Raw genomic sequence first — 26,555 nt, 5'->3', positions numbered from 1 at the left:
CCCCGCCCCTCGCCGTCATCATGGGCGTCCGGAACAGCCTCCGCCCCAGGGGTGACGCATGGTGACCGGCTGGTCGGTGATGATCGACCAGTGATCATCTGGACCGGGTCGTGGTTCTCCAGGCACCAGCCGTGGGTGGCCCGCGGAACGTTCGCCGCCGCCCTCGCCGCACTGGTGCTGCTGGTGCGGTGGGCGCAGGGGCTGCCAGCAGACCCCTGGGTCTTCGTGGTGGTCCTGGTGGGCGCGTCGGTGGCCCGGGCGGTCCGGGACGGGATGCGCTGGCGTCGGTGGCGCGAGACCCAGCGGGTCGAGGGGTTCACCGACGAGCAGGTCTTGTCCGGTGAGCGCGTGCTGAGGCGCGGCGTCGAGCCGACCTCCGCCGCGGAGCGCGAGGCGGCTCTGCACCTCGCGGCCTTCTGCAGTCGGGACCTGGGCAGTCCCATGGCCGAGCGCTGGGCGTTCGGCTTCCTGGCCGTCGTGCTGGTGGTGCTCGCTGCGGTGGACTCTGCTCGTTGGCTGGTGGTGCTCGCGCTGCTGGTGCTCATGATGGCGGTGTCCCGGGCCAACCGCCGGCGGCTCGACCGGCGCTGTGGCGAGCTGCTCGCGCAGGTGGCCGTCCGGCCGTGACCACGGGAGAGGCGTCAGTCTCCGCCGCCGCCTCCGCCGCCGTCAGAGCCGCCGGAGCCGAAGCCGCCGTCACCTCCACCGCCGAACTAGCCGCCACCCCCGAACGACCCGCCGTCGCCGTGGTGGCTGTGGTGGCCGCCACCCCCGTGGCCGTGGCCGTGGGAGTGGCCGTTCCAGGTGCTGGAGCCGTAGTCGGCGCTGCCCGCGTCGCCGCCGACGAAGGGCGCGCCGCCGGCGTCGCGTCGCCGACGCGTCGCCGGCGGCCTGCCCTCGTTGGCGCGGACCGCGTAGCCCGCGACGGCGACGACGACGATGATCACGAGACCGAAGACCAGCAGGCCCGGGTGCATGTCCCGGAGGCTAGGGCCGCATGGTCCGGAAGTCCATGATCACGGAGGGAGAGTGCTCGGGAGGTCCATGATCACGGACGGGGGGTGCGGGTGGCGGCGTCGTGCAGACCTCGCCGCTTCATGGCCTCCCCGTAGAGCGCAAGGCCCGCGTTGACCAGCACGAGCCCCGCCGTCCCCTCCGCCACCCACCGCAGCAGCGGCGTGCCGGACGAGCGGCGCGCGGAGGCGTCGAGGGTCACGGCGAGCCCGCTGCCCACGAGCAGCATCCCGCCCGGCGCGAGGCGCCTCCAGACGGACAGGTCTTCCTCAGGCGTCGGCGCCACGGGCCTGCGCTCCCCCCAGGTGCTCGGCGAAGAACGCCTCGATGCGATCCCACGCGTCGGCTGCCGCCTCGGGCTCCGGGCCCGCGCCGATGACCCGCTGCATCACGGGCCGCAGCAGGCGCGGCCCGGTGGGGGCGTCGTTGAGGAAGGAGTGCCCGGCGCTGGGGTACTGCCGCACGTCGTGCGGCACGCCCGCGTGGGACAGGGCGCGCTCCAGGCGGTCGGCGGCACCCTTCAGCGACGCGTCGCGGCCGCCGTAGCTGCCGACGACGGGGCAGGCGCCGGCCAGCAGCGCGTCGAGCTCGACGTCGTCACCGGGCAGCCGGCCGTAGTTCACCGACGACGCGGCGTAGTCGCCTCCCGGGCGCGACGGGCTCGCCAGCTGCAGCGCGAACGCCCCGCCCATGCAGAACCCGATCACCCCGATCCGCCCGGTGCACTCCGCGAGGGCCACCAGCTGCTCCCGCGCCGCAGCGACGTCCTCGAAGGCCCGCCCGCGCCCCGCGGCCAGGGCGCGGAAGGTGGCGGTGAGGCACCTGCGGGCACCGCCGGCGGTGAACAGGTCAGGCATGAGGGCGAGGTACCCGGCCTCCGCCAGGCGCTCCACCTGCCGGCGCATGACGTCGTCGACGCCGAACGCCTCGTGGACCACCACCACGCCGGGCCACGGGCCGTCGCCGTGCACGGCGCGGTCGGGCACCCCCAGCACGCCGTGCAGCTCCGGGCTGCCGCCCGGGCGCGGCTCCAGGCGGACGTCGGTCAGCCGGACGCCGCTCGCCGTCGTCCTGGTCGTCGACGTCGTCACGGGTGGAACACCGCGCGCAGGCAGCCGTCGGCCTTGTCCTTGAAGATCTGGTACCCGTGCACGGCGTCCTCCAGGGGCATGTGGTGCGTGGCCAGCCACGACGTGTCGAGTTCACCGCGCTGCAGGTGCTCCAGCAACCGGGGGACGTACCGCTGCCCGTGCTGCTGCGCCGAGCGCAGCGTCAGCCCCTTGTTGGTCACCACGCCCATGGGGAAGGAGTCGGTGAGGCCGTACACGCCGAGCACCGACACCACGCCGCCCTTGCGGCAAGCCAGCAGCGCCTCGCGCAGCGGGGTGGCCCTGTCGGTCTCCAGGCGCACCGCCTGCTTGACCCGGTCCACCACCTGCTGCACCCCGGTGCCGTGGCCCTCCATGCCCACCGCCTCGATGACGCTGTCGGGCCCGCGCCCGCCGGTGGTCTCGCGCAGGGCCTCCTGCACGCTGTCGACCTCGGAGTAGTCGATGGTCTCGGCGCCCAGGTGCTCGCGGGCCAGCGCGAGCCGCTCGGGGAGCCTGTCGACGACGACGACCCGCTCGGCGCCCATCAGCTGCGCCGCCGCGGCGGCCATGAGGCCCACCGCGCCCGCGCCGAAGACGGCCACCACGTCGCCGCGGGAGATGTCGCAGAAGTCGGCGCCGGTCCACGCCGTGGGGGCGGCGTCGGAGGCGAAGAGCGCCTGGGTGTCGCTGACGCCGTCGGGCACGGTGAAGCAGTTGACGTCGCCGAACGGCACGCGCACGAGCTCGGCGTGGCTGCCGGCGTACCCGCCGAAGGGGTGCGTGTAGCCGTAGATGCCACCGCTCGGGTACCCCAGCACGGGCTGCTGCACGGCGGCGTTCGGGTTGGTCGTGTCGCACAGGGACGGCATCTCGTGGGTGCAGTACCAGCACCGCCCGCACGAGATGAAGCTCGGGACGACGACGCGGTCGCCGATCCGCACCCGGCGCACCTCGGGCCCGGTCGCCACGACCTCGCCCATGAACTCGTGGCCGAAGACGTCGCCGGCGCGCATGCCGGGCAGGTAGCCGTCGATGAAGTGCAGGTCCGAGCCGCACGTGGTGGTCTGCCGCACGCGCAGCAGGACGTCGTGCGGGTTGATGACGGTCGGCTCGGGGACGTCGGCCACGGCGAGGTCGTTGACGCCGTTCCACACCAGGGCGCGCATCCTCAGCCCCTCTCGTCGCGGGTCGTGGGCTGCGGGCGCAGCGTCGGGAGCTCCCCGCTGACGAGCAGCGCGCGCAGCCGGTAGAGCAGCGTGAAGGCGGCCGCGCCGGCGGCGAGGCGGGGCAGCGGCAGGTCGAGGACCAGCCGCACCTCCACGCCGTGGTCGCGCGGCGCGGGGGAGGTGGAGACGTCGATGCTGCCGGTCGAGCCGTCAGCGCCGCTGACCCCGCCCTCGTAGCGCAGGCCGTCGGCGCGGCGGGTCAGCGCGGTGTCCCAGGCGAGACCGCCGTGGCCCTCGCCGGCGGCGAGGCTCCAGCGCTGCCCGCCCCCGTGCGGCTCCACGGAGCCGAGCTCGCCGAGCAGCCGGGACAGGGTGGCGGGGTCCTCCAGGGCGGTGAGGACGTCGACGGCGGGCGCCGTCATCGTCACGGTCTGCTGGACCGGCCTCGCGCTCTCGGACGACCTGCCGGGGAGGTGCTCGAGCACCGCGCGGGCGGCACCGACGAGCCTGCCGTGATCACTGTGCGTCACCTCTTCGACGCTACGGCGCGTCCCCCGGGGGAGCGACCCGATCACGGTGCCCCTCGACCCGCCCCTCTCCCCGGCCCTCGAGGAGGTGCAGCAGCAGCTCGACGGCGGCGTCGGCGCGGGCACGGCCGCGGCCGTCGTCGTCCTCGGCGAGGGTGGAGAGGGTGAGGCCGTCGAGCACGGCCACCACGAGGGTGGCCAGCGCCTCAGAACCGCCTCCCACCTGCTGCAGCGCCGCCGCGCGGTAGGCCGCGTACTGCTGGCGGGCGAGGTCGTGCAGGGACGGGTCGCGCAGCGCAGCCGTGGTGAGCTCGACCAGCGCCAGCTGCCGCCCCGCGGTCATCCCGGACAAGCGGTGGTGGGCGTCGCGGAGGTCGCTGGCGCCGGCGGCGCGCTCGCGCACCTCGTGGAGCAGCGCGTCGGTGACGGCGGCGACGAGCTGCCGCTTGTCGGCGAACCAGTAGTGGACGGTCCCCAGCGGCAGTCCGGCCTCCGAGGCGACCCGCCGGGTGGTGGCGGCGGGCAGGCCCTCCGCCTCGACCACGCGCAGGGCGGCGGTGACGAGGGCGTCCCGGGTGCTGCCTGACCTCACGCGCTCATCCTGCCGGGTGGGGGCCGGGAACCGATCGGCTGGTCTGGTCGTTCGACCTGGACAGATGACCAGATCGTTCGGAGGCCACCCATGACCGCTCTCACCGTCCCCGCGTCCACCACCACCGTCGCCGTCGTCCCGGCCGCCCCGGCGGACCTCCCGGAGGCCGCGGACCTGCTCGCCGACGCCTTCGCGGGGGAGCCGCAGGTCGCCGCCCTCCTCGGCACCGGGACGGCGGAGACGCCGGACGCGCGCCGGCGCCGCGTCCACCTGTACCGCGCCGAGCTGGTCGGCCCGCTGGCCGGGGGGACCGTCGACCTGGCCCGCGACGGCGAGGACGGCGCGCTGCTGGGCGTGGCCGTCTGGCACGACCCGCGCCCAGCGGGCGGTGGGGTCCTGCACGCGCTGCGCGCCCTCCCCGACCACCTGCGCGCCTTCGGCGCCAGCGGGGTGCCGCGAGCCCTGTCGGCGCAGCGGGCCTTCGGCCGGGCCCGGCCGCGCTCGCCGCACTGGTACCTCGAGGCCGTCGGCGTGGCTCCGGCCGGGCAGGGGCGCGGGGTGGGGCGGGCTCTGCTGCAGCACCGGCTGGACCGCGTCGACGAGGCCCGGGAGGACTCCTACCTGGAGTCGTCCTCGCCGCGCACCACCCCGCTGTACCGGCGGCTCGGCTTCGTCCCGCTCGGCCCGGTGCGCGGGCTGCCGTCGCGGGAGGCGCCGCTGGGCATGTGGCGGGTCAGCCCGCGAAGGTGAGGACCAGCAGCACCACGTTGAGGACGACGACGGCCGCCACGGCGAGCACCGCCAGCGCCCGCACGAGCGGGGTGTTGGCGTGCTCGCCCATCACCGCCCGGCTGGAGGTGAGCCGCAGCAGCGGGACGAGCACGAACGGGATGCCGAAGCTCAGCACCACCTGGCTGAGCACCAGCGCCTGCGTCGGGTCGACGCCCGCCAGCAGCACCGCGATCGCCGGTACCAGCGTGAAGGTGCGGCGCACGAGCAGCGGCGGGACGCGGCGCTGCAGCGTGCCCCAGATGACGGCGCCCGCCTGGGAGCCCACCGACGTCGAGGCCAGTCCCGAGGCCAGCAGCCCGATGGCGAACAGCAGCCCGACGGCCGGCCCGAGCGCGGACACCACGGCGGCGTGCGCGCCCTCCAGGGTGTCGGTGCCGTCCACACCGCGCAGGGAGGTGGCGGCCAGCAGCAGCATCGCGATGTTGACCACGCCGGCGAGGACCAGCGCCGCGACGACGTCGGCGCGGGTGGCGCGCAGCGCGCGGGGGACGCGCGACGGATCGACGGCGCCGCCGTGGTGGTCTCGCGCCAGGCCGGAGTGCAGGTAGATGGCGTGGGGCATCACCGTGGCGCCGAGCATGCTCGCCGCCAGCAGCACCGTGTCGGCGCCGTCGAAGCGCGGGACCAGCCCGGCGGCGGCCTCGGCCGCGTCGGGCGGGGCCACGACGAGCCCGGCGAGGAAGCCCACCGCGATGACGCCCAGCATCGCGATGATCACCGCCTCGAAGCGGCGGACCCCGTCGCGGGAGTTGAGCGCCAGCACCGCCGTGGAGACCGCGCCGGTGACGACCCCGCCCAGCCACAGCGGCAGGCCGAACAGCAGGCTCAGCGCTACCGCTCCGCCGATGACCTCCGCCACGTCGGTGGCGACGGCCACCGCCTGCGCCTGGCTGAAGAAGGCCAGCCGGCCGCGGGGGCCCAACCGGTCGCGCAGGTGCTCCGGGACCGTCCTGCCGGTGACCACGCCGAGCTTGGCGGACAGGTACTGCACGAGCACGGCCATGGCGTTGGCCACGACGAGCACCCACAGCAGCAGGTAGCCGTACTGGGCGCCGGCGGTGAGGTTGGCGGCGACGTTGCCCGGGTCGACGTAGGCGACGGCCGCGACGAACGCCGGCCCGAGCAGGTGCAGGAGCTTCCGCTCCGGCGCGCCGGCTGGGCCGGTGGCGCGGGTGGCGGTGGACGTCACCCCACCAGGGTGCCAGAGGTTTCGGTCGACCGAAACCCGGTGGGGTCGAGGTCGAGCGCCGCCAGGTCGCGGCGGGCGGCGAGCAGGTCGAGCCCGATGGCCTGCGCGAGCTCTCCGCCGCCGGCCAGCGGCATCGCGACGGCGCAGCCCGCTGAGCGACCGGCCGGCTTCGTCGTCGTCGTCGTCGACGGCGCGGGGAGGGCGGCGGGGGAGCGGAGCCGGCTGACGAGCACCCGCGGGGCGTCGAGCGCGTCCCAGGCCGGGGAGCCGGGCCCGAGGGCCACCGACTGCCGCAGCCACGGGGCGCCGGCGAGGTCGGCCCGCAGCGTGCCGCGCCAGCGGCCCGGCGCCTCCCGCCAGCGGCCGAGGACGGTCACCTCGAGCAGGTCGAGGTGGGCGCCCCCGGCGACGTCGAGGGTGGTCACGGCGTGCAGGTCGCTGCCGCGCACCGCGACCAGCGGCTCCAGCGCCACGTCGAGGTGGGCCCCCTCGGCTACGCGCAGCCGCAGGTCGAGGCGCGCCGGCCGGCCGACGCGGTCCGGCATCGACAGCGTCGCCGCGACACCGCGCAGCGACAGCCGCGCGCCGCTGGCGACGACGACGTCGACCTCCACCGCGTCGCCGCCCAGCGGGCCCGCGCCCGTCCCCACGAGGTGCACCTCGGCCGGACCGGTGCGCCGGGCGTTGAGGATGCCCTCCGCGCGGTTGGTGGTGAGCCGCGTGGTCCCACCGGGGCCGGGCGCGGCGACCAGCTCGACCCTGGTGAGCACTGCCAGCCCGCAGTCAGCCGGCTGACGCTGGTGACGCGGCGAGCTCGCGGCGCTGGGCCAGCAGCTGCTGGACCCACGCGGCCACGGGTGTGGCGCCCGGGTCCTCCCGCAGGCTCGTGAACGCCACCGGGCGCTCCCCGCGCAGCGCGGACGCGTCCCGGTCCATGACGCCGAGGTCCGCGCCGACCATGGGGGCGAGGTCGGTCTTGTTGATGACCAGCAGGTCGGAGGTGATGACGCCGGGGCCGCCCTTGCGCGGCACCTTGTCGCCGCCCGCCACGTCGACCACGAAGATCTGCGCGTCCACCAGGCCGTAGCTGAAGGTGGCGGTGAGGTTGTCGCCGCCGGACTCCACGAGCACGACGTCGGGGTCGAAGCTGTCCTCCAGCTCCTCCACCGCGTCGAGGTTCATGGCGATGTCGTCCCGGATGGCGGTGTGCGGGCAGGCGCCCGTCTGCACCGCGGTGATGCGCTCAGCGGGCAGCACGCCGTGGCGGACGAGGAAGTCGCCGTCCTCGGTGGTGTAGATGTCGTTGGTCACCACGGCCATGTCCAGGCCGGCCCCCTCCGGGCCGAGCGCCCGGCACAGGGCCGCCACCAGCGCGGTCTTGCCGGAGCCGACCGGGCCGCCGATGCCGATGCGCAGCGGCGCGGACGGCGAGCGGCGCGGGGTCGCCACGGGCGCGTGGGTGTGGGGGACCCCCTCCGCGTGGGCCCGGGCGTGGTCGTCGTCGTGCTGGTGGTCGTGCTGGGGGAGGGGGTTGCCGTACCGGTCCTGCGGGGCCGGGTGGGTGTGCGGAGGCTCGGTGAAGCGCAGGTGCGCCTCGACGTCCGGCTGGGCCGGGGTGTGGTCGAGGTCGGGCGTGCGCTCGGCACCCGTCGGCTGCGGGTTCGGATGCGGGTCCTGCTGGGTCACGGGCGTGGTCCTTTCACGAGGCGAAGAGCTTGTCCTGGCGCGGCGCGTGCCGGGTCACCAGGAGGTCGGTCAGGGGGTCGGACTCCGCCGGGGGCTCCTCGCCGCGGGACACCGCGTCGGCGGCGTCGGCGGCGAGGGCGTCCTGCAGGGGCGCGAGGGAGGCGAGCACGGCGGCCACGGTGACCGGGTCGAGCCCGAGCAGGCGCGCCGCGGCCGTGGCCGGGGCGGTGCCCGTCAGGTAGAGCGCCACGAGCGCGGCGTCGCGGGGGGAGCCACCGGCTGCGGCCGCGGCCACCCCGATCGCGAGCGGGTGGTGCGGCGCCCGGGCCACCTGCGCGAGGGCCGCCCACGCCGCGCTCGGCCACGCCACTGACGCCACCCGGACCAGACCGCGGCCCTGCGCCCGGGACGCCTCGCGAGCGGCGGGCGCCGGCAGCCGGACCTCCGCCTCGCCGTCGAGGACCCTCAGTGCCGACACCTGTCCGTGATCGTGGTCCCCCGCGAGCGGGAGGTGCCCCCAGTCCCGAACAGCCGCGCACGACGCGGCCGCGAGGTGCGCCGCGACGACGCCCGTGGTGAGCAGGCGTCGGCGCAGCAGCGTGCCGAGAGAGGCCTCGTCACGGACGTACCCGTCGACCACGGCCTGCTCGGTGCCGGACGAGTGGGCGTGTCCGCCGGCGGGCAGGCGGGAGTCGGCCAGGGCCAGGAGGGCCGCCGTGGCGCTCAGCGGGTCGCTCCCATCAGAAGAGGAAGTACCGCTGCGCCATGGGGAGCACCGCGGCGGGCGACTCCTCCACGACGTCGCCGTCGATGCGCACCGTGAAGGTGTCGGGGTCGACCTCGATGCGCGGCAGGGCGCCGTTCTCGGGCATGTCCGCCTTGGTGAGCCCCCGCACGTCCTCGACCGCCACCAGCCGGCGCTGCACGCGCAGGCGGTCGGCGAGGTCGTGCTCGAGGGCGGTGGGCGCCACGAAGTGCACCGACGTCGCCGCGGCCACCGGTGCCGCCGCCCCGAACATCGGCCGCGGCAGCTGCGGCTGCGGCGTGGGGATGGACGCGTTGGCGTCGCCCATGGCCGCCCAGGCGATGAAGCCGCCCTTGAGCACGAGGTGCGGGCGGACGCCGAAGAAGGCCGGGTCCCACAGCACGAGGTCGGCGAGCTTGCCGGGCTCCACCGAGCCGACCTCGCCGTCCAGCCCGTGGGCGATGGCCGGGCAGATGGTCGTCTTGGCCACGTAGCGGCGGGCGCGGAGGTTGTCGTCCCCTGCGGCGCCGCTGGGGTCTCCGGCGAGCGCGCCGCGGCGCACCTTCATGGCGTGCGCGGTCTGCCACGTGCGCAGCACCACCTCACCGATGCGGCCCATCGCCTGGGAGTCAGAGCCGATCATCGAGATGGCCCCGAGGTCGTGCAGGACGTCCTCCGCGGCGATCGTCGAGGGCCGGATCCTGCTCTCGGCGAAGGCGAGGTCCTCGGGGATCCGGGGGCTCAGGTGGTGGCAGACCATGAGCATGTCGAGGTGCTCGTCGATCGTGTTGACGGTGTGCGGCCGCGTCGGGTTGGTCGAGCTGGGCAGCACGTTGGCGTGCGAGGCCACCGTGATGATGTCCGGCGCGTGACCGCCCCCGGCGCCCTCGGTGTGGTACGCGTGGATGCCCCGCCCGGCGATCGCCGACAGCGTCGACTCCACGAACCCGGCCTCGTTGAGGGTGTCCGAGTGCAGCGCCACCTGGATGCCGTGCTCGTCCGCGGCGCGCAGCGCGGCGTCGATGACGGCCGGGGTGGAGCCCCAGTCCTCGTGCAGCTTCAGCCCCGACGCGCCCGCCAGCAGCTGCTCCTCGATGGCCGCCGAGGAGGTCGTGTTGCCCTTCCCGAGGAGTGCGACGTTGACGGGCCAGCCGTCCATCGCCTCGAGCATGAGCGGGGTGTGCCACGCGGGCGTGACCGTGGTGGCCTTGGTGCCCTCCGCGGGCCCGGTGCCGCCGCCGACGAGCGTGGTGATGCCGTTGCCGAGGGCCTCGGGCACGATCTGCGGGCAGATGAAGTGGACGTGGGAGTCGACGGCGCCAGCCGTGAGGATCTTCCCGTTCCCGGCGATGACCTCGGTGGACGGGCCGATGACGAGGTCGGGGTGGACCCCGTCCATGGTGTCGGGGTTGCCGGCCTTGCCCAGCGCGACCACGCGGCCGTCGCGGACGCCCACGTCGGCCTTGACGATCCCCCAGTGGTCGAGGACCACCGCGCCCGTGATGACCGTGTCCAGCGCCCCCTCGGCGCGGGTGGTGCGGGCCATGCCCATCGACTCGCGGATGACCTTGCCGCCGCCGAACACGGCCTCCTCCCCGGAGCGGCCGGGGCCGCCGCAGCGGTCCTCCTCCACCCGGATGAGCAGGTCGGTGTCCGCCAGCCGGATCCGGTCCCCGGCGGTGGGGCCGAAGAGCGCGGCGTAGCGCTCCCTGGAGATGTCCGCCATCACAGCCTCCCGGGCGCGGGCAGGGTCAGGCCGGGGACCACGCGGTCCCCGGCGATCGGCACGAGCGCCACCTCGCGCTCCACGCCCGGCTCGAAGCGCACGGCGGTGCCGGCGGCCACGTCGAGCCGGAGCCCGTGCGCCGCCGTCCGGTCGAAGGCGAGTGCGGTGTTGGCCTGGGCGAAGTGGAAGTGGGAGCCCACCTGCACGGGCCGGTCGCCGGTGTTGACGACGACGAGGGTGGTGCGCGGGGCGCCGGGCAGCGTGGCGACGGGCTCCGCGTCGTCCGCGACGAGCACCTGCCCCGGCCACCAGCTGGTCGACGGGCCGGTCACGGGATCGGCTCGTGCACGGTGACGAGCTTGGTGCCGTCGGGGAAGGTCGCCTCGACCTGCACCTCGTGCAGCATCTCCGGGACGCCGTCCATGACGTCCTCCCGGGCCAGCACGCCCCGCCCCGCCGACATCAGGTCGGCGACGGTGCGCCCGTCGCGCGCTCCCTCCAGGAGGAAGGAGGTGATGACGGCGACGGCCTCGGGGTGGTTGAGCCTCAGCCCTCGCTCACGCCGCCGCCGCGCCAGGTCGGCGGCGTAGCTGAGCATCAGGCGCTCCTGCTCGTGCGGTGTCAGCAGCACGGGCCGACGCTAGCCGAGCGGGCGCGTCCTCGGGGAGGTCGACCTCGAACGGGTCCTGCTGGGAGCGCACGCTGTGCAGCGGCGGCACGCCGATGCGGGGCCGGCGGCGCAGCCGGGGGCCGAGCCAGCCCTCGACGGCCACGCCCGCGCGCACCACGAGCACGCCGAGCAGCGCCCCGGCGACGAGGTCGCTGAACCAGTGGAAGCCCAGGTACAGCGACACCACCGTCATCACCGCGCTCGGCACCAGCACGCCCACGAGGGCGGTGGACCTGCGGATGCGGGTGCCGCGGGCCCGGGCCACGAGCAGGACGACGAAGGCGGCCGCCGAGGCCGCGTTGGCCCCGTGGCCGGAGGGGAAGGCCTGCCCGCCGGGCACGAAGAGCTGCGGGTCGCCACTGATCGCCAGCCCGCGCGCGAGGGAGAACTTGGCGACGGCGATGACCACGTTCATCGCTAAGATCGTCCCGAGCACCAGCCACAGCGAGGACCAGCTGCCCCGGCGTCGGCACGCCCACAGCGCGGCCGCGATCACGACCGGGGTGACCAGCCACCGCTGGCCCGTGTGGTCGAGCACGTGCGCGAGCACGAGGTCCGGACCGGTGTGCGGCAGCGCTGCCATCCAGGCGTGCAGGCGCACGTCGACCACGGTGGTCAGCGGCCCTCCGAGGAGCAGGTCCAGCAGGACCCCGAGCAGCGCGACCCCGGCCAGCAGCGGCCAGCGCACGGCCAGCCAGGCGGCGGCCGCCTCGCGGTGCTCGCCGGTCCCGCGCAGCAGGGCTGCACGCGGGCCGAGAGGCATCGGATCAGTCGTCACAGTTCCTTGTTACCCGTTTCACATGAACAGAACCTGGCAGAAGTGGTCGCCCAGAGTCACGATCCGACAACGATGGAGGTGCCGGTGGTCGAGACGTCCACGCCCGAGGAGCGGACCTGCACGCCCGTGACCTGCTGCGAGAACGGCAGCTGTCCCAGCGGGACCTCGAAGGCCAGCTGCGAGCGCAGGCCGCTCAGCACCGAGCGTGACAGGCGATCGATCACCGCGCTCCTTGAGAGCAGCTGGCGGGGCACCGCCCTCACGGTCGCGCCACCAGCGCCACCGCCGCCGTCCACGGTGAGGTCGACCGCGGCCGACAGCGACAGGTCCTGCCCGAGCACCCTGGCGGTCCCGGTGACGCGCAGGTCCTGCCCGTCGGCGGCCACCGACAGCGGCACGTCCCGCTGGGCGAGCACCCTGTCGAGCTCGGCGTAGGACAGGCGGGCCGTGGTGGCGGTGCGTGCCACGGCCACCTGTTCGACGCGTCCGTCCAGCACCTCGGACAGCGGCAGGTCGACGCCGGACAGCCGGGCGTCGACCTCCTCGAGGCGGACGTCCCCCGCCGGCACCCCGCGGGCCACGACCCGCACGTCGTCGTAGCGGCCCCGCACCGCCTGCGGGAGGAACCAGCCTCCCCGCACCTGGACGTCCACGCCGCCCGTCGCGCCGGTGAGGCGCGCCACCTCGGTGGCCACCCGCTCCTGCGCCGCCGCGCGCACCCCGCGGTCCACCACGGGCGCCGCGACCACCGCACCCCCGGCGAGCACCGCCAGCACCAGGAGGGTGATGACCAGCCGCCTCAGCACCGGAGCATCGTCTCAAGCGCCTAGCCTCGCGGCATGTCGCTCCTGGACGTCCTCCTCGGTCGCACGCCACCCAGCGGCGGTGAGGCCCAGGCGCTGGCCGCGTGCCTGGACGCCCCGCTGTGGGTGGCCAGCGTGCTGGACGGCGCGCCCTACGCCGACGTGGAGCAGCTGCTGGAGCAGGCCGACGCCGCAGCCCGGGCCCTGCCGCCCGAGGCCGTGCTCGCCGCGCTCCGGACCCACCCGCGCATCGGGGAGCGCCCCACCGGTGACAGCGCCCACGAGCGCATGTCGCGCCTGGAGCAGTCCGGTGTCTCGCAGGACGCCGAGACCCGCGAGCGCCTGGCGGCGGGCAACGCCGCGTACGAGGCGCGCTTCGGGCACGTCTTCCTCATCCGCGCCGCGGGGCTGTCCTCCGAGGAGGTCCTCGCCGCGCTCGAGGTCCGCCTCGGCAACGACGCCGCCGCGGAGCTCGAGGTCGCGGGGGACCAGCTGCGCCAGATCGCGCTGCTCCGCCTGCAGGCGGCGCTGGCGGCCTAGGCCGCTCGGGGGGTGGGCGCTGGAGGGGGCACCAGCGTGCGCCGATGACGTGATCATGCAGCTCCCGACCCCCTCGCCGGCCCGCGCGGGAGCTCGGGCCCTGGGCGCGGCGGCCCTGGTGGGCCTGCTGCCCGCGGCGCTCCTCTGCCCGCTGGCGCTGGCGCCGGAGCCGTCCGCGGTGCCGCTGGCCGCCGCGCTGGTGGGGGAGGCCGTCCTGGGGACCGCCCTCGCCCTGCTCATGGCGGTGCACCTGGGCACGACGGCGCGGGTCGCCGGCATCGGGGCGGTCGCGTCCGCCGCGTCCCTGTCCGCCGTGGTCACCGCCCTGGCGGCCCGGCCCCTCGCCGCGGCCGGTGACCTCGACCTCCCCACCGCCCACGGCCTGCTCGTCGTCGCCGCCGGCGCCGCCTGCCTGGTCGTCATGGCCCTCGTGACGGCGTCCCACGCGCGCGGCGGCCGTGACCACCGCCCGCGCGCGGCCGGTGTCCTCGCGGCGGTGGCGCTGCTCCTGCCCGCGGCGGTCCTCGCGCGCCAGCTGGTCCCCGGTGGCGCGCAGCAGCTCCTCGCGACCGCGCTGCTGGTGCTCGTCGGGGGTGCTGGGGGATGGGCGGTCGTGCAGGGCGTGCGCTCGTCGCCGCCCCGCGTGCGCCAGGTGCCGTGGGACGGCGACCTGGCCGTCCACGCCCTGAGCTGCGTCATGGCCGTGGGCGTGCTGGCCTTCGTCGACGTCTCGGACACCCCGGTCCCCTGGCTGCTGGGCGTGGTCGCCCTGGGCTGCGTGGGCGCCAAGGTGCTGCTGCTCCAGCGCGAGCTGTTCGTGCTGCGGGGCGTACGGCGCCGCGCGCACACCGACACCCTCACCGGTCTGGCCAACCGCACGGCCCTGCTGGCCGAGCTGGACGCCGCGGCGGCCGCAGGAGCACCGCTGGCGGTGCTCCTGCTGGACCTCGACGGGTTCCGCCGCGTCAACGACGCCCTGGGCCACCGCGCCGGGGACGAGGTCCTGCGCTCCGCCGCCCAGCGCCTCGTCGAGGCTGCGGGGCACGGGGCCGTGGTGGCGCGCCTGGGCAGCGACGAGTTCGCCGTGCTGCTCACCGGAGCGGGAGCCGCCTCGCGCCCCGCAGCCCTGCAGACCGCCGCCGCCGTGCACGAGGTGCTCGGCGAGACCCACGAGGTCGAGGGGTTCTCCGTGGTCGCCGCCGCGCACACCGGCGTGGTCGTGGAGCCCGCGCCCGGTGGCACGGCCCCGCTGGACCTCCTGCGGCGCGCCGACGTCGCCATGCACTGGGCCCGGACGCTGCGCTCGGAGCCGGTGGAGCACCACAGCGGCCTCGACGACGCGGTGCGGGAGTCCGTGGAGCTGGTCGGCGAGCTGCGCCGGGCCCTGGACGGCGACCAGGTGCGGCTGCACTTCCAGCCCCAGGTCGACGTGCTCACCGGTCGCGTCCGCGGCACCGAGGCGCTGGTGCGCTGGGCCCACCCCGAGCGCGGGGTCCTCACGCCCGACGTCTTCCTGCCCGTGGCCGCTGAGGCCGGCCTGATGGGCCGGCTGACGTCCGTGGTGCTGGAGGCCGCCATCGGCCAGGCGGCGGCGTGGGACCGGGCCGGGACCCCCGTGCCGGTGTCGGTCAACCTCACCGCCACCGACGTGCGCCCCGAGCTGGTCGACGAGGTGGCGCAACTGCTCGTGCGCGAGCAGCTGCCGGCCTCGCTGCTCGTGCTGGAGATCACCGAGACGGTGCTGGTGGTCGACCCCGCGGGGACGGCGGCGGTGCTGGCCGACCTCGTGGAGCTCGGCGTGGAGGTCAGCATCGACGACTTCGGCACCGGCTACTCCTCGCTGGAGGTGCTCCTCAGCCTCCCCGTCACCGAGCTGAAGATCGACAGGACCTTCGTGTCGCGGGCGCTGTCCGATCTCAGCCGGTACACCGTCGTGCGCAGCACCATCGACCTGGCGCACGGCCTGGGCCTGCGGGTGGTGGCCGAGGGCGTCGAGGACGACGACGTCCTGCGGCTGCTGCGCGAGCTGGGCTGCGACGTCAGCCAGGGGTACCTCCACAGCCGTCCGCTGCCCGCGCCCGAGGCGACCGCGTGGCTGGCCGCTCACGCGGATCCGGCACCGACCTCCCCGCACGAGGCGGTGCCTGGCTAGCCTCCGGCCCATGGGGCTCAGCACGCACGTCCTCGACACCGCTGCCGGTGCCCCCGCCGCGGGCGTCCCGGTCTCCCTGTCGCTGCGCGCCGGTGCCGAGGCGTGGGCGCCGCTGGTGACGGCCGTCACCGACGACGACGGGCGCGCCGTGCTCCTCTTCGACGACCCCGACCCCGGCACCTACCGGCTGCTGTTCGACACCTCCGGGCGCAGCGGGTTCTTCCCCGAGGTCGCCGTCGTCGTCGTCGTCCCCGAGGGCGACCCCGGGCAGCGGCGGAGCCTGCACGTGCCGCTGCTGCTGTCGCCCTTCGGCTACACCACCTACCGCGGGAGCTGAGCCGCTCGATGAGCTACGACCTGTCCTGGAACCAGTACGGCAAGGCCGAGGTGCGCGTGGTGCACGTCGAGCGGTCGGGCCCCGAGCACGTGGTCCGCGACCTCAACGTGACCACTGCGCTGCGCGGGGACTTCGGCCCGGCGTACACCGACGGCGACAACGCTCGCGTGCTCACCACCGACGCGCAGAAGAACACCGTCTTCGGCCTGGCCCGCGAGACGGGCGTGGGGGAGCCGGAGGCGTTCGCGCTGGCCGTGGCCCGCCAGCTGCTCCAGGCGTGCCCGTCCGCCGACGTGGCCCGCGTCGTGGTGGAGGAGTTCCCGTGGAGCCCCCTCGGCTCCGGCGGCCGCGCCTTCTCGCGCACGGGCTCCCACGTGCGCACCGCCGAGCTGGAGCTGACCCGCGCCGGCGCGGTGGAGCTGTCGGGCGGGGTGGCCGAGCTCGTGGTGCTCAAGACCACGGGGTCGGAGTACCACGGGTTCCTCAAGGAGCGGTTCACCACGCTCGCCGAGACCGACGACCGCCTCCTCGCCACCCAGGTCACCGCCCGGTGGCGCTACGCGGCGGACACCGCCGGGGGCCTGGAGGGCGCCGACCACGCGGCGGTGCACGCCGGTGCGCTCGCCGCGCTGCTGGAGGCCTTCGCCGGGCACCACTCCCTGGCGCTGCAGCAGACGCTCCACGCCATGGGCACCGCCGTCCTCGACGCCCGCCCCGAGCTGGCCGAGGTGACGCTGTCGCTGCCGAACAAGCACCACTTCCTGCAGGACCTGTCGCCGTTCGGCCTGGACAACCCCGGCGCCGTCTTCCACGCCGACGACAGGCCCTACGGCCTCATCGAGGGGACGATCAGCCGCCGGTGATGGACGACCTGCTCGCTCGCCTCGACGACCAGCTGGCCGACCTCGACGCCGCGCTCGCGGCGCCCCCCGTCGAGCTGCCCCGGCCCCAGCCCGTGCACACCGCGTACGTGCCGGCCGACGCCGGCGACGACGGCACGCCGCAGGAGTGGGGCCGCCGCGCCCTGGGCCTGCTCGCCCGCCACGCCCCCGGCACGGCGGCGCTGGCGGCGGCGACGGGGCTGGACGTCGACGACGACGACCGCGAGCGGCTCCTCGAGCTGCTGCGCACCCGGCCGGTGGCCGACCTGCGCCTGGACCTGGAGGACGGCTACGGCCTGCCGGGTGAGGCGCCGGGGCGCCGCGGTGACGCCGAGGAGGACGCCCACGCCGACGCCGCCGGGGCGGCGCTGGCGCGGATCGCCGGGCGGCGCGTGCGCGGTCAGGTCGCGCCGGCGGTGGCGGGGGTGCGGGTGCGCTCGTTCGAGGCGGGCACCCGGCGGCGCTCGGTGCGGACCCTGGCGCGCGTCGTGGCCGCGGTGGCGGCCACCGCCGAGCGCGGTGCGGACGCCCCGGAGGTGGAGCTCGGGGCGCTGCCCGACCACCTGCTCGTGACCCTCGCGAAGGTCAGCGACCCCGCGCAGGTGGCCGCGCTCGCCGACGTGCTCGACGCCCTCGAGGACGCCCACGGCCTGGAGCGCGGCTGGGTGCGCGTCGAGGTCCAGGTGGAGGTGCCGGCGCTCGTGGTCTCCCCGGACGGGCGCGCCGCCGTGGCCCGCTGCCGCGAGGCCGCCCGCGGCCGGCTGACGGGCCTGCACTACGGCACGTACGACTTCTCCGCCGCGTGCGGGGTGCCGCCGGCGCAGCAGAGCCTGGAGCACCCCCTGGCCGACCACGCCAAGGCCGTGCTGCAGCTGGCCGCCGCCGGGACGGGTGTGGCCGTCAGCGACGGCTCCACCAACGTGCTGCCCACGGGCGGCGCCGACGGCTCGGACACCGCCCAGGTGCACGCGGCGTGGGCGCTCCACGCGCGCCTGGTCGTGCGCCAGCTGGAGCGCGGGCTGGCCCAGGGCTGGGACCTCCACCCGGGGCACCTCGTGACGCGGCACCTGGCCAACCTCGTCCACGCCCGGTCCGGGCTGCCCGAGGCCGAGCGGCGCCTGGGGGCGTGGGTCGCGGCGACGGCGGCGCGGGCCGCTGCCGGGGACGACGCGGCCGCGGGCGTGGCCGACGAGCCCGCCACCGCGCAGGCGATGGCGCGGCTGCTCGTGCGGGCCGACGTGGTGGGCGTGCAGGACCTGGCGACCAGCGCGCAGCGGGTCGGGATGGACGGGCCGGCGCTGGAGGCGCTGGCCAGCAGGAGGGTCGGCTGATGGGACCGTCGAGCGAGCTCGACCTCGTCGTCCACGCCGAGCGCGCCGTGCTCCCCGGGGGGACCAGGGCGGTGGCGCTGGGAGTGCGGGACGGGCGCATCGCCGCCGTGGTGGGCCTGGACCGCCGTGGTGACCTGCCGCCGGCGCGGCAGGTGCTCGAGCTGGGCGACGACGAGGTGCTGCTCCCGGGCCTGGTCGACACGCACGTGCACGTCAACGAGCCCGGCCGCACGGCCTGGGAGGGCTTCGACACCGCCACGCGCGCCGCGGCCCTGGGCGGGGTCACGACCGTCATCGACATGCCGCTCAACTCGGTCCCCGCGACGACGACGGTCGACGCGCTGCGCGTCAAGCGGGACGCCGCGCGCGGGGCGGTGCACGTGGACGTCGGGTTCTGGGGCGGGGTGGTGCCGGGGAACACCGGCGAGCTGGCCGGGCTGGTGGCGGGTGGCGTGTTCGGCGCCAAGTGCTTCACCGCGCCGTCGGGCGTGGACGAGTTCGAGCACGTCAGCCCCGCCCAGCTGCGCGAGGGCCTGGCGGAGCTGGCGCGGCTGGGCTCGCGGCTGCTCGTGCACGCCGAGGACCCGGCCGTGCTCGACGAGGCCGCGGAGCAGGTGGCCCGGAGCCTGGCGCAGGGGGCGGACCCGCGCTCGTTCGCGCTGTTCCTCGCCTCCCGGCCCGCCGCCGCGGAGGACTCCGCCGTGGCCGACGTCGTCGCGGCGGCCCGCGAGCTGCGCGGGACGGGCCCGCGCGGGGCCGCCGTGCACGTCGTGCACCTGGCGAGCGCGTCGGCGCTGCCCCTGGTCGCCGCGGCGCGCGCTGAGGGCCTGCCGGTGACGGCCGAGACCTGCCCGCACTACCTCACCCTCGACGCCGCGGCCGTGCCCGACGGCGCCACGCAGTTCAAGTGCTGCCCCCCGGTCCGCGAGGCCGAGGTGGCCGACGCGCTGTGGGCGGCGCTGGAGGCCGGTGTGCTCGACTCCGTGGTCTCCGACCACTCCCCGTGCACGCCCGACCTCAAGCTGCCCGGGGCGGGCGACTTCCTCGCCGCCTGGGGCGGCATCGCCAGCGTCCAGCTGGGCCTGCCGGTGGTGTGGACCGCCGCCCGCCGGCGCGGGGTGGGCCTGGAGCGGGTGGTCGACTGGATGGCGGCCCGGCCGGCGGCGCGGGTGGGCCTGGCCGGGCGCAAGGGCTCGCTCGTGGTGGGCGCCGACGCCGACCTCGCGGTGCTGGCGCCGGAGGAGGAGCTGCTGGTGGAGCCGGGGATGCTCGCGTTCAAGAACAAGGTCACCCCGTACGCCGGGCAGCGGCTGCGCGGCGCGGTGCGGTCGACGTGGCTGCGCGGGCGGCGCGTGGCGCCGTCCGGGAGCGAGCACCCGGGCGGTCGGCTGCTGCACGCCCTGCACCAGGATGACCCGGCGTGAGCAGCACCGGCCAGACTGCAGCCCTGACCGACCTCGCCAGCCGCGTCCTCGGCGGGGTGGTCGTGACGTGCAACGACCAGTTCTACGCCGACGCCTCCAACCTCCTGCTGCCCCACCCGCCGCGCTACGACCCCGACGCCTACGACGCCAAGGGCAAGGTCTACGACGGCTGGGAGACCCGCCGCCGCCGGACCGTCGGTGACGACTGGGTCGTGGTGCGCCTGGCAGCTCCCGGCGAGGTGGAGCGCATCGACGTCGACACCGCCTGGTTCAGGGGCAACTACCCGGCCGCCGCCACCGTCCACGGCGCGTGGCTCGAGGGCTTCCCCGGCCCGAACGACGTGTGGCAGCTGCCCGAGCACGTGTGGCGCCCTCTCGCGCCGCGCACGCCGCTGACCGGCGACGCCGTGACGTCGATCGCGGTCACCCCCGAGACCTCCCCGGAGCTGGCGGGGCGCCGGGTCTCGCACGTGCGGCTCACCATCCACCCCGACGGCGGCGTCGCCAGGCTCCGGGTGCTGGGCCGGCCGGTGCCCGACCCTGCCCTGCTCACCGGCACCGTCGACCTGGCCGCCACCGAGAACGGCGGGCGGGTGCTCGGCTCATCGAACGAGTTCTACGGCTCCGCCGACCACCTGCTCGCCCCCGGCCGCGCCGCGACGATGGCCGACGGCTGGGAGAACGCCCGCCGCCGCGACGGCGGCAACGACTGGGTGGACCTGCAGCTGGCCGGCGCCGGGCGTCTGCGCCGGGTGGAGGTCGACACGACGTGCTTCGTGGGCAACGCCCCGGGCCGGGTGGTGCTGCGCGGGGCTGACCTCCGGTCGGCCGGGACCGGCGCGGGCGAGGGTGCTGACCCGGCGTCGTGGCCGGTGCTGCTCGACCTGCACCCGCAGCCCGACACCCGGCACGTCCTCGCCCTCGGCGCAGCGGGCGCGCCGGGTGCCACGGACCGGGCGGTGACGCACGTGCGGCTGGAGGCCCACCCGGACGGCGGCATGAGCCGCCTGCGGCTGTGGGGAGAGCTCGACGACGACGCGCTGGCCGCTGCCGCGCGCCGCTGGGAGGAGACCGCGCTGTGAGGACGCTGGTGGCGCCGTGACGAGGCTGGTGCTGCGGGGGGCCCGCTGGCCCGGGGACGTCGCCGTGGAGGACGGCTGGATCACCGCCGTCGGGGACGTGGCGTCGGTGCCGGCGCTGCCCGGCGACGAGGTGCTCCGCGTCGACGGCGACCTGCTCACCGCGGGGCTGGTCAACACGCACCACCACCTCTACCAGCGGATCACCCGCGGGTGGGCGGCCAACTCCACCCTGTTCGGCTGGCTCACCACCCTCTACCCGGTGTGGGCGGGGCTGGACGCCGACGACGTCGAGGCCGCCGCCACCGTGGCCCTGGCGGAGCTGGCGCTGTCGGGGTGCACCACCGCCGCCGACCACCACTACCTCGTGCCCCGCGGTGACGACTCCGTCTTCGACAGGCTCGTCGTGGCCGCCCGCCGCGTGGGCGTCCGCCTGCACCTGGCGCGCGGGTCGATGGACCTGGGGGAGTCCGCCGGCGGCCTGCCCCCGGACGCCGTCGTGGAGGACCTCGACGCGATCCTGGCCAGCACCGAGCGCGTGGTGGCCGCCCACCACGACGGCGTCGACGTGACCGTCACCGTGGCGCCCTGCTCACCGTTCTCGGTGACGCCGCAGCTCATGCGCTCCTCCGCCGAGCTCGCCCGTGCGGTCGTGCCGGGCGGTCTGCAGCTCCACACGCACCTGGCCGAGACCCTCGACGAGGAGCGCGACGCGCTGGCCCGGTTCGGAAGGCGTCCGCTGGACCTCCTGGAGGACTGGGGCTGGCTCGGCGACGACGTCTGGCTCGCCCACGGCATCCACTTCGACGACGACGAGGTCGCCCGCCTCGGGGCGGCCCGCACGGGCGTGGCGCACTGCCCCAGCTCCAACGCCCGCCTCGGCGCTGGCACGTGCCGCGTGGCCGACCTGCGCCGCGCCGGCGCCCCCGTCGGGCTCGGCGTGGACGGCTCCGCCTCCAGCGAGCCGGGGTCGCTGTTCGGCGAGCTGCGCCAGGCCCTCTACGCCGCCCGCCTGAGGAGGCTCGACCCGACCGAGCTGACGGCCGCCGACGTCCTCGACGCGGCCACCCGCGGCGGCGCCGCCTGCCTGGGCCGCGACGACGTCGGCGCCCTGCAGGTGGGGATGCGCGCCGACGTGGCCGTGTGGCCGGGCGAGGACCTCCTCGACACCCCGGACCCGCTGGCCGGGCTCGTCCTCGGGCCCGACCGGTCCGTGCGGCACCTGCTGGTCGGCGGCCGCCGGGTCGTCGTCGACGGGGAGCTGGCGGGCCTGGACCTGCGCGCGGCCCGGGCCGACCTGGCCCGACGCGCCTCCCGCCTGTTCGCCTGAGGGGGCCGTCTGAGGGCCCCTCAGACGGGTGGGCGCCCGGGAGACGACGCGATCACCCCGGGTGCCGGGCCACCCCTCAGGGCGAGCGTCGTCGGCATGCACACCACCTGGGGACCCGCACTGGACGCCGAGACCGCCCTGCGCCGCGAGCGCCTGGGCCGGGAGCTGCGCCGGCCCGCGCCGGCTCCCGCACCGGCACCGGCACCCGAGCGGAGGAGGGGAGGATGGGCCGCGTGGACCCGATCGACACCGGCGCGCCGCCGATCGTCGGTCGCGACGCCGAGCTGACCGAGCTGCTCGCGGCGCTGGCCCGCGCTGAGGCCGGTCGCCCCGGCGCGGTGCTCGTCACCGGCGACGCCGGCGTCGGCAAGACCCGGCTGGTCCGGGCCGCCGCGGAACTGGCCCGCGGACGCGGCGCGCGCGTGCTCGTGGGCCACTGCCTGGACCTCGGCGACGTCGGGATGCCCTTCCTGCCCGTCGCCGAGGTGCTGAGCGACCTGGTCGGCGGCCTGGTCAGCGGCCAGGACGACAGGGGTGACGACGCCGTCCGGCGGGCGCTGGAGCGCCGCCCGGTGCTGGCGCGCCTGTCCCCGGCGGTGGAGGGGCTGCTGGGCCGCTCGTCGGCGTCGTCGTCGCAGGCCCGGGTGGGCTCGGACAGGCTGGCGCTGTTCGAGGCGCTGGAGGGGCTGCTGGCCGACCTGGCGCCGGCCGACGGCGCCGTCGTGCTCGTGCTGGAGGACCTCCACTGGGCCGACGCCTCGACGCGCGACCTGCTGCGCTTCCTGCTCGCGCGGCTGCGGGCCGGCCGGCTGGTCGTGCTCGGCTCCGTGCGCGCCGAGGACCTGCACCGGCGCCACCCGCTGCGCCCCCTGCTCGCCGAGCTCGGCCGCCTGAGCGCGGTCCGGCGCCTGGAGCTGCGCCCGCTGACCACCGACGCCCTGGTGGAGCACCTGCGCCACCTCGAGGCCGGCGCGGGGCGCAGCGAGGCGCAGCTGGCGGCGGTGGCCGCCCGCAGCGAGGGCAACCCGTACTACGCCGAGGAGCTGCTCGCCAGCACCACCGCGGGCGGACCGGGGCTGTCCGACGTGCTGCTGGGCCGCATCCACGCCCTCGACCCCGCCGCCCGCCGCGCCGTCGCCGCGGCCGCCGTGGGAGGCCAGGTGGTGTCCGACAGGGTGCTCCGCGCCGTCCTGGACAGCGTGCTCGGCGACGGCCCGGGGGGCGCGGTGGACGCCGCGCTGGAGGAGGCCGTGAGCGCCGCCGTGCTCGTGCCCCGCGCCGACGGGTACGCCTTCCGCCACGCGCTGCTGCAGGAGGCGGTCCTCGACGACCTCCTCCCCGGCGAGCGCACGTCCCTGCACGCCGCCCACGCCCGGCTCCTGGCCGACGCCGCCCGCGCCGGTGCCCCGCTCGCCCCCGCCGCGGAGATGGCCCGGCACGCCCTCGCCAGCCACGACGCCCCGGCTGCGCTCGCGGCCAGCACCGCGGCGGCCGTCGAGGCCCTGGGCCGGCTCGCACCCGCCGAGGCCCTGCGCCACGTCGAGCAGGCGCTCTCGCTGCTGCCGGCGGTCCCGGGAGCGGACGAGGCGGACCTGGCCGCACCCCTCGCCGCAGCCGTCTCCAGCGCCCCGCGGCTGACGGCGGTGGCGGCCGAGCTGGCCTCACGCGCGGGTGAGCTGGGACGCGCGGTCGAGCACGCCCGCCGTGCGGTCGCCGTCGTCGACGCCGACGACCCGCTCCAGGCCGCGGGGGCCCGCACGCGGGCGGCGGTGCACCTGCTCGCGGCCGACGTCGACGGGTCGCTCACCGCGCAGGCCGCGGACGTGCTCGACGGTGCCGAGGGGCTGCTCGTGCAGCTCGACGGGCGGGTCCTCGACGCGGTGCGCGCGCGGCTGCTCGTGCAGCGGGGTCGCGTGCACCTCGCCCGCGACGAGCTCGCCGCGGCGGAGGTGGCCGCCCGGGAGGCGCTCCCCCTGGCCCGCGCCGCCGGCGACGCGGCGGCCGAGGCCGAGGCGCGCGCCACGCTCGCCGTGGTGCACGACGTCGCCGGTGGGGACGCCGAGGTCACCGCGCACCTGGCGCGCGCGCTCGACCTGGCCGCGGCGGCCTCCGACCCGCTCGCCGCCTCCCGCGCCAGCTACCTGATGGGCATGCACCACTGGGGTGCGGGGCGCGTGGAGGAGGCGCTGGCCCGGTTCGAGCGGGTCAGCGCCGAGCTGGCGGCGCACGGGCTCGCGTGGAGCAGGTACGGGGTCGCGGCCGTGTGGATGACCTCGGTGGCGCGGGCGGCCGCGGGTGACCTCACCGGCGCCGCGGCGGCCGCCGCCCGCGGCGGGTCAGGGCCCGACCCCGTCCACCGCACGCTGTCGCAGGCCGCGGGCCTGCAGGTGGAGGCCGCGCTCGGGCAGGACGGCGTGGCCGAGCGCGCGCAGGCGCTGCTGCCGGCGGTGGCCTCCGACCCGCTGTCCACGATGCTCGCGCTCGGCGGCCGCGCGGAGGCCCTGGCCTGGCGGGGTCACCCGCGGGAGGCGGCGCGGGCCGCTGAGGACGCGGTCGCCGTGGCCGAGCAGCTCGACCTGGAGGAGGCGCTGTCGGGGGTCTGGCTGTCCGCGCTGGCCGTGGCCGCGCTCGCCGACGCCGGTGCGGACCCCGCTGAGGGGGCTGACCTCGCCCGGCGCGGCAGGGCGCTGGCCCAGCGGCCCCCGGGCCGCGGCGGGCCGCTCGGGCCGGAGGGGCGGGCGTGGCTGGCCCGCCTCGACGCCGAGCTGGCCCGCCTGGTCGAGCCCGGCTCGGCCGAGGCGGTGGCGGCCTGGCGGGCGGCGCTGGAGGCGTTCGGCTACGGCCACCGCTACGAGCAGGCTCGCTGCCGCTGGCGACTGGCTGCGGCGCTGCTGGACACCGGCCGCGCCGAGGTGCGCGAGGAGGCCCGCGAGCTGCTGGTCACCGCTCTGGCCGAGGCCGAGGCGATGGCCGCCGCTCCGCTGGCCACCGCGGTGCGCGACCTGGCGCGCCGGGCGCGGCTGCGGCTGGGCCCCGGACCGGACGGGCGCGTCGTCGTCGACAGCCCCCTCACCGACCGCGAGGCCGAGGTGCTGGCCCTCGTCGCGCAGGGCCTGACCAACCGGCGGGCGGGGGAGCGGTTGTTCATCAGCGAGAAGACCGTCAGCGTGCACCTGTCCAACGCCATGGCCAAGCTCGGCGCCTCGGGCCGCGCCGAGGCCGTGGCGGTGGCCACCCGGCGGGGTCTGCTGCCTACGGGATGATCTGTGGCCTGCGTCACGCCGCCGTGGTCTCCCGTGCTCCCAGGGTGCGCACAGCGTCGAACGGCCGTAGCAAGGGGCGTCCGGCGGGTCCCCGCTGGGCGCCTCGAACCCCCGGAGGTCACCGTGTCTCGCTCCCCGTGGTCGCGCCGCCAGTTCCTGGGCGCCCTGGGAGCCGGGGGCGCCGCCGCCCTCGGCGCCGGGTCGCTGGCCAGCTGCTCCAGCGCCGGATCCGGCTCGGGCTCCGCCTCCGGGGACGGCGGGCTCACCTTCACGCTGTGGGGCGGCGACGAGGAGCTCGCCGCCTTCAAGGCGGTCGCCGACGCCTACCAGCAGGCCGAGGGCACCACGGTGACCCTCAACCAGCTGCCCTACGCCGACGTCCTCCCCTCGGTGGACTCGCGGATCCAGGCCGGCGACCCGCCCGACCTCTTCCGGGTCTCCTACATCGACATCGGCAGGTACACCACCCTCGGGGTGCTCGCCGACATCTCCGACGCCCTGCCGTCGGGCTACTCCGACGCCTTCACCCCCGCGCTGTGGAAGGCCGTGCAGGACCCGGACGGCAAGCCGGTGGGCGTGCCGCACCACACCGACTGCTCCGCGATCGTCTACAACGCCCCCGCGTTCGCCGCCGCCGGCATCACCGCCCCCACCTCGCTGGACCAGGCGTGGACCTGGGAGCAGTTCACCCAGGTGCTCACCGAGGTCAAGGGTGCGAACGGCGGGAAGTACCCGGTGGCCGTCAACTGGCAGGCGGCGGGCGCCTACCGCTGGCTGAGTTTCCTCGCGCAGGCCGGGGGCTCGGTCTTCAACGACGACCTGTCGCAGGTGACCATCGCCTCCGACGCCGGGAAGAAGGCCCTCACCTACACCCAGGGGCTGTACACCGCCGGCCTGCACGACCCCACCTTCCTCGTGCAGGCGGCCAACTACCCCGACGAGACCTTCCCCACCGGCCAGCCGCTGTCCATCGCCACCGGCGACTTCAACCTGCCGTCGCTGGTCACCAGCGCCACCGGCTTCGAGTGGGGCGCCACGTACCTGCCCCGTGACGCCGCCGCCGCCACCGACCTGGGCGGCAACGCCGTGGTGGTCACCGACGGCCCCAACGCCGAGGCCGCCGCGAAGTTCGCCGCGTTCCTCGCGAACGCCGAGAACATGAAGAGCTTCTGCGAGGCCACCACCGTGCTGCCCACCCGCAGCGACGTCACCGGCCTCACCTACGCGGTGCGCCCCGACCTCATGCCCGTGTTCGTCGAGCAGGCCACCACCATCCCCGCCAGCCTCGTGGCGGCCAGCACCTCCCCGGTGTTCACGCAGGTCAACCAGGCCCTGCAGCAGCAGCTGGAGGGCGCCTTCGCGGGCGGGGCCGACGTCGACGCCACGCTCGAGAACCTGCAGCAGGCCATCGAGCAGGCGCTGCAGCAGCAGGCCTGAGC

The 26,555-nt window shown here is 76.5% G+C and carries 27 protein-coding genes and 1 pseudogene; 13 read left to right on the top strand and 15 right to left on the bottom strand.

The window, feature by feature from the left end; genetic code table 11:
* Window positions 1-90: 90 nt before the first annotated feature.
* Window positions 91-627: a hypothetical protein gene (locus FMM08_RS23175; protein ID WP_187279851.1), complete on the top strand. Its 537-nt coding sequence runs from the start codon at window positions 91-93 to the stop codon at window positions 625-627.
* Between the two features lie 86 nt (window positions 628-713).
* On the opposite strand, the gene FMM08_RS18335 is transcribed toward FMM08_RS23175, so the two are convergent.
* The 6 genes from FMM08_RS18335 to FMM08_RS18310 all read right to left on the bottom strand — a co-directional run bounded on the left by FMM08_RS18335 (window position 714) and on the right by FMM08_RS18310 (window position 4,390).
* Window positions 714-977: a hypothetical protein gene (locus FMM08_RS18335; RefSeq protein ID WP_147927833.1), complete on the bottom strand. Its 264-nt coding sequence runs from the start codon at window positions 975-977 to the stop codon at window positions 714-716.
* A gap of 71 nt (window positions 978-1,048) precedes the next feature.
* A complete protein-coding gene (locus tag FMM08_RS18330; protein WP_147927832.1) occupies window positions 1,049-1,300 on the bottom strand; it encodes a hypothetical protein in 252 nt (83 codons plus the stop codon).
* The gene (locus FMM08_RS18325) at window positions 1,284-2,105 is read right to left on the bottom strand and encodes a dienelactone hydrolase family protein (RefSeq protein ID WP_147927831.1); all 822 of its coding nucleotides are present in this window, start codon (window positions 2,103-2,105) and stop codon (window positions 1,284-1,286) included. The genes FMM08_RS18330 and FMM08_RS18325 overlap by 17 nt, the downstream gene beginning before the upstream one ends.
* Entirely contained in the window at window positions 2,102-3,271 is a 1,170-nt protein-coding gene (locus FMM08_RS18320; protein WP_147927830.1) for a zinc-dependent alcohol dehydrogenase, read from the bottom strand. Before FMM08_RS18320 ends, FMM08_RS18325 begins: the two co-directional genes overlap by 4 nt.
* A 2-nt stretch (window positions 3,272-3,273) precedes the next feature.
* Complete coding sequence (locus FMM08_RS18315; protein ID WP_147927829.1) at window positions 3,274-3,801, bottom strand: hypothetical protein; 528 nt, start codon at window positions 3,799-3,801, stop codon at window positions 3,274-3,276.
* 10 nt (window positions 3,802-3,811) lie between these two features.
* Window positions 3,812-4,390 (bottom strand): TetR/AcrR family transcriptional regulator, encoded by a 579-nt coding sequence (locus FMM08_RS18310; RefSeq protein WP_187279850.1) that lies wholly within the window; start codon window positions 4,388-4,390, stop codon window positions 3,812-3,814.
* A gap of 90 nt (window positions 4,391-4,480) precedes the next feature.
* Here FMM08_RS18310 and FMM08_RS18305 point away from each other — a divergent pair, with 90 nt between their 5' ends.
* On the top strand, window positions 4,481-5,140 hold the full coding sequence (locus FMM08_RS18305) for a GNAT family N-acetyltransferase (RefSeq protein WP_147927827.1): 660 nt from the start codon (window positions 4,481-4,483) through the stop codon (window positions 5,138-5,140).
* Here the strand turns inward: FMM08_RS18305 and FMM08_RS18300 are convergent.
* From FMM08_RS18300 to FMM08_RS18260, 9 genes are all read right to left on the bottom strand, one after another.
* Window positions 5,124-6,371 carry an Nramp family divalent metal transporter gene (locus tag FMM08_RS18300; protein WP_147927826.1) on the bottom strand — a complete coding sequence of 416 codons (1,248 nt, stop codon included), beginning with the start codon at window positions 6,369-6,371 and terminating at the stop codon, window positions 5,124-5,126. The genes FMM08_RS18305 and FMM08_RS18300 overlap by 17 nt on opposite strands.
* Entirely contained in the window at window positions 6,368-7,141 is a 774-nt protein-coding gene (locus tag FMM08_RS18295) for an urease accessory protein UreD (protein ID WP_187279849.1), read from the bottom strand. The genes FMM08_RS18300 and FMM08_RS18295 overlap by 4 nt, the downstream gene beginning before the upstream one ends.
* 13 nt (window positions 7,142-7,154) lie before the next feature.
* On the bottom strand, window positions 7,155-7,820 hold the full coding sequence (gene ureG, locus FMM08_RS18290) for an urease accessory protein UreG (protein WP_147927927.1): 666 nt from the start codon (window positions 7,818-7,820) through the stop codon (window positions 7,155-7,157).
* A 250-nt stretch (window positions 7,821-8,070) separates the two neighbouring features.
* On the bottom strand, window positions 8,071-8,697 hold the full coding sequence (locus tag FMM08_RS18285; protein ID WP_222710930.1) for an urease accessory UreF family protein: 627 nt from the start codon (window positions 8,695-8,697) through the stop codon (window positions 8,071-8,073).
* A 100-nt stretch (window positions 8,698-8,797) separates the two neighbouring features.
* On the bottom strand, window positions 8,798-10,528 hold the full coding sequence (locus tag FMM08_RS18280; protein ID WP_147927823.1) for an urease subunit alpha: 1,731 nt from the start codon (window positions 10,526-10,528) through the stop codon (window positions 8,798-8,800).
* Window positions 10,528-10,860, bottom strand: coding sequence for an urease subunit beta (locus FMM08_RS18275; RefSeq protein ID WP_187279848.1), 333 nt, complete (start codon window positions 10,858-10,860; stop codon window positions 10,528-10,530). The genes FMM08_RS18280 and FMM08_RS18275 overlap by 1 nt, the downstream gene beginning before the upstream one ends.
* Window positions 10,857-11,159 carry an urease subunit gamma gene (locus FMM08_RS18270; RefSeq protein WP_147927822.1) on the bottom strand — a complete coding sequence of 101 codons (303 nt, stop codon included), beginning with the start codon at window positions 11,157-11,159 and terminating at the stop codon, window positions 10,857-10,859. The genes FMM08_RS18275 and FMM08_RS18270 overlap by 4 nt, the downstream gene beginning before the upstream one ends.
* The gene (locus FMM08_RS18265) at window positions 11,086-11,976 is read right to left on the bottom strand and encodes a phosphatase PAP2 family protein (protein ID WP_222710929.1); all 891 of its coding nucleotides are present in this window, start codon (window positions 11,974-11,976) and stop codon (window positions 11,086-11,088) included. The genes FMM08_RS18270 and FMM08_RS18265 overlap by 74 nt, the downstream gene beginning before the upstream one ends.
* Before the next feature lie 56 nt (window positions 11,977-12,032).
* Window positions 12,033-12,782, bottom strand: a complete 750-nt coding sequence (locus FMM08_RS18260) for an LmeA family phospholipid-binding protein (RefSeq protein WP_147927820.1) — start codon at window positions 12,780-12,782, stop codon at window positions 12,033-12,035.
* Between the two features lie 33 nt (window positions 12,783-12,815).
* On the opposite strand from FMM08_RS18260, the gene uraD reads away from it, so the two are divergent.
* The 11 genes and pseudogenes from uraD to FMM08_RS18210 all read left to right on the top strand — a co-directional run bounded on the left by uraD (window position 12,816) and on the right by FMM08_RS18210 (window position 26,553).
* On the top strand, window positions 12,816-13,319 hold the full coding sequence (gene uraD, locus FMM08_RS18255; RefSeq protein ID WP_147927819.1) for a 2-oxo-4-hydroxy-4-carboxy-5-ureidoimidazoline decarboxylase: 504 nt from the start codon (window positions 12,816-12,818) through the stop codon (window positions 13,317-13,319).
* A 55-nt stretch (window positions 13,320-13,374) separates the two neighbouring features.
* The gene (locus FMM08_RS18250; protein ID WP_147927818.1) at window positions 13,375-15,471 is read left to right on the top strand and encodes a putative bifunctional diguanylate cyclase/phosphodiesterase; all 2,097 of its coding nucleotides are present in this window, start codon (window positions 13,375-13,377) and stop codon (window positions 15,469-15,471) included.
* Between the two features lie 10 nt (window positions 15,472-15,481).
* The gene (locus FMM08_RS18245; RefSeq protein ID WP_147927817.1) at window positions 15,482-15,808 is read left to right on the top strand and encodes a hydroxyisourate hydrolase; all 327 of its coding nucleotides are present in this window, start codon (window positions 15,482-15,484) and stop codon (window positions 15,806-15,808) included.
* Window positions 15,809-15,816: 8 nt separating this feature from the next.
* Window positions 15,817-16,671, top strand: a complete 855-nt coding sequence (gene pucL / locus FMM08_RS18240; RefSeq protein WP_147927816.1) for a factor-independent urate hydroxylase — start codon at window positions 15,817-15,819, stop codon at window positions 16,669-16,671.
* Window positions 16,671-18,020, top strand: coding sequence for a DUF6986 family protein (locus FMM08_RS18235; RefSeq protein WP_147927815.1), 1,350 nt, complete (start codon window positions 16,671-16,673; stop codon window positions 18,018-18,020). The genes pucL and FMM08_RS18235 overlap by 1 nt, the downstream gene beginning before the upstream one ends.
* Window positions 18,020-19,444: an allantoinase AllB gene (allB, locus tag FMM08_RS18230; RefSeq protein ID WP_147927814.1), complete on the top strand. Its 1,425-nt coding sequence runs from the start codon at window positions 18,020-18,022 to the stop codon at window positions 19,442-19,444. Before FMM08_RS18235 ends, allB begins: the two co-directional genes overlap by 1 nt.
* Window positions 19,441-20,526, top strand: coding sequence for an allantoicase (gene alc, locus FMM08_RS18225; RefSeq protein ID WP_147927813.1), 1,086 nt, complete (start codon window positions 19,441-19,443; stop codon window positions 20,524-20,526). Before allB ends, alc begins: the two co-directional genes overlap by 4 nt.
* Before the next feature lie 16 nt (window positions 20,527-20,542).
* Entirely contained in the window at window positions 20,543-21,853 is a 1,311-nt protein-coding gene (locus FMM08_RS18220) for an 8-oxoguanine deaminase (protein ID WP_147927812.1), read from the top strand.
* A 224-nt stretch (window positions 21,854-22,077) separates the two neighbouring features.
* A pseudogene (locus FMM08_RS24250) lies at window positions 22,078-22,659 on the top strand (ATP-binding protein); the annotation flags it as partial.
* A 2,160-nt stretch (window positions 22,660-24,819) separates the two neighbouring features.
* Window positions 24,820-25,116 carry a helix-turn-helix domain-containing protein gene (locus FMM08_RS24245; RefSeq protein WP_439653572.1) on the top strand — a complete coding sequence of 99 codons (297 nt, stop codon included), beginning with the start codon at window positions 24,820-24,822 and terminating at the stop codon, window positions 25,114-25,116.
* A 123-nt stretch (window positions 25,117-25,239) separates the two neighbouring features.
* The gene (locus FMM08_RS18210; protein ID WP_187279846.1) at window positions 25,240-26,553 is read left to right on the top strand and encodes an extracellular solute-binding protein; all 1,314 of its coding nucleotides are present in this window, start codon (window positions 25,240-25,242) and stop codon (window positions 26,551-26,553) included.
* The last annotated feature ends 2 nt before the right edge of the window (window positions 26,554-26,555 follow it).

This window comes from Quadrisphaera setariae, from assembly GCF_008041935.1.
Taxonomy (GTDB): domain Bacteria; phylum Actinomycetota; class Actinomycetes; order Actinomycetales; family Quadrisphaeraceae; genus Quadrisphaera; species Quadrisphaera setariae.
The sequence above is the reverse complement of the archived record's forward strand: the minus strand, read 5'-3'. Positions and strand labels throughout refer to the sequence as shown.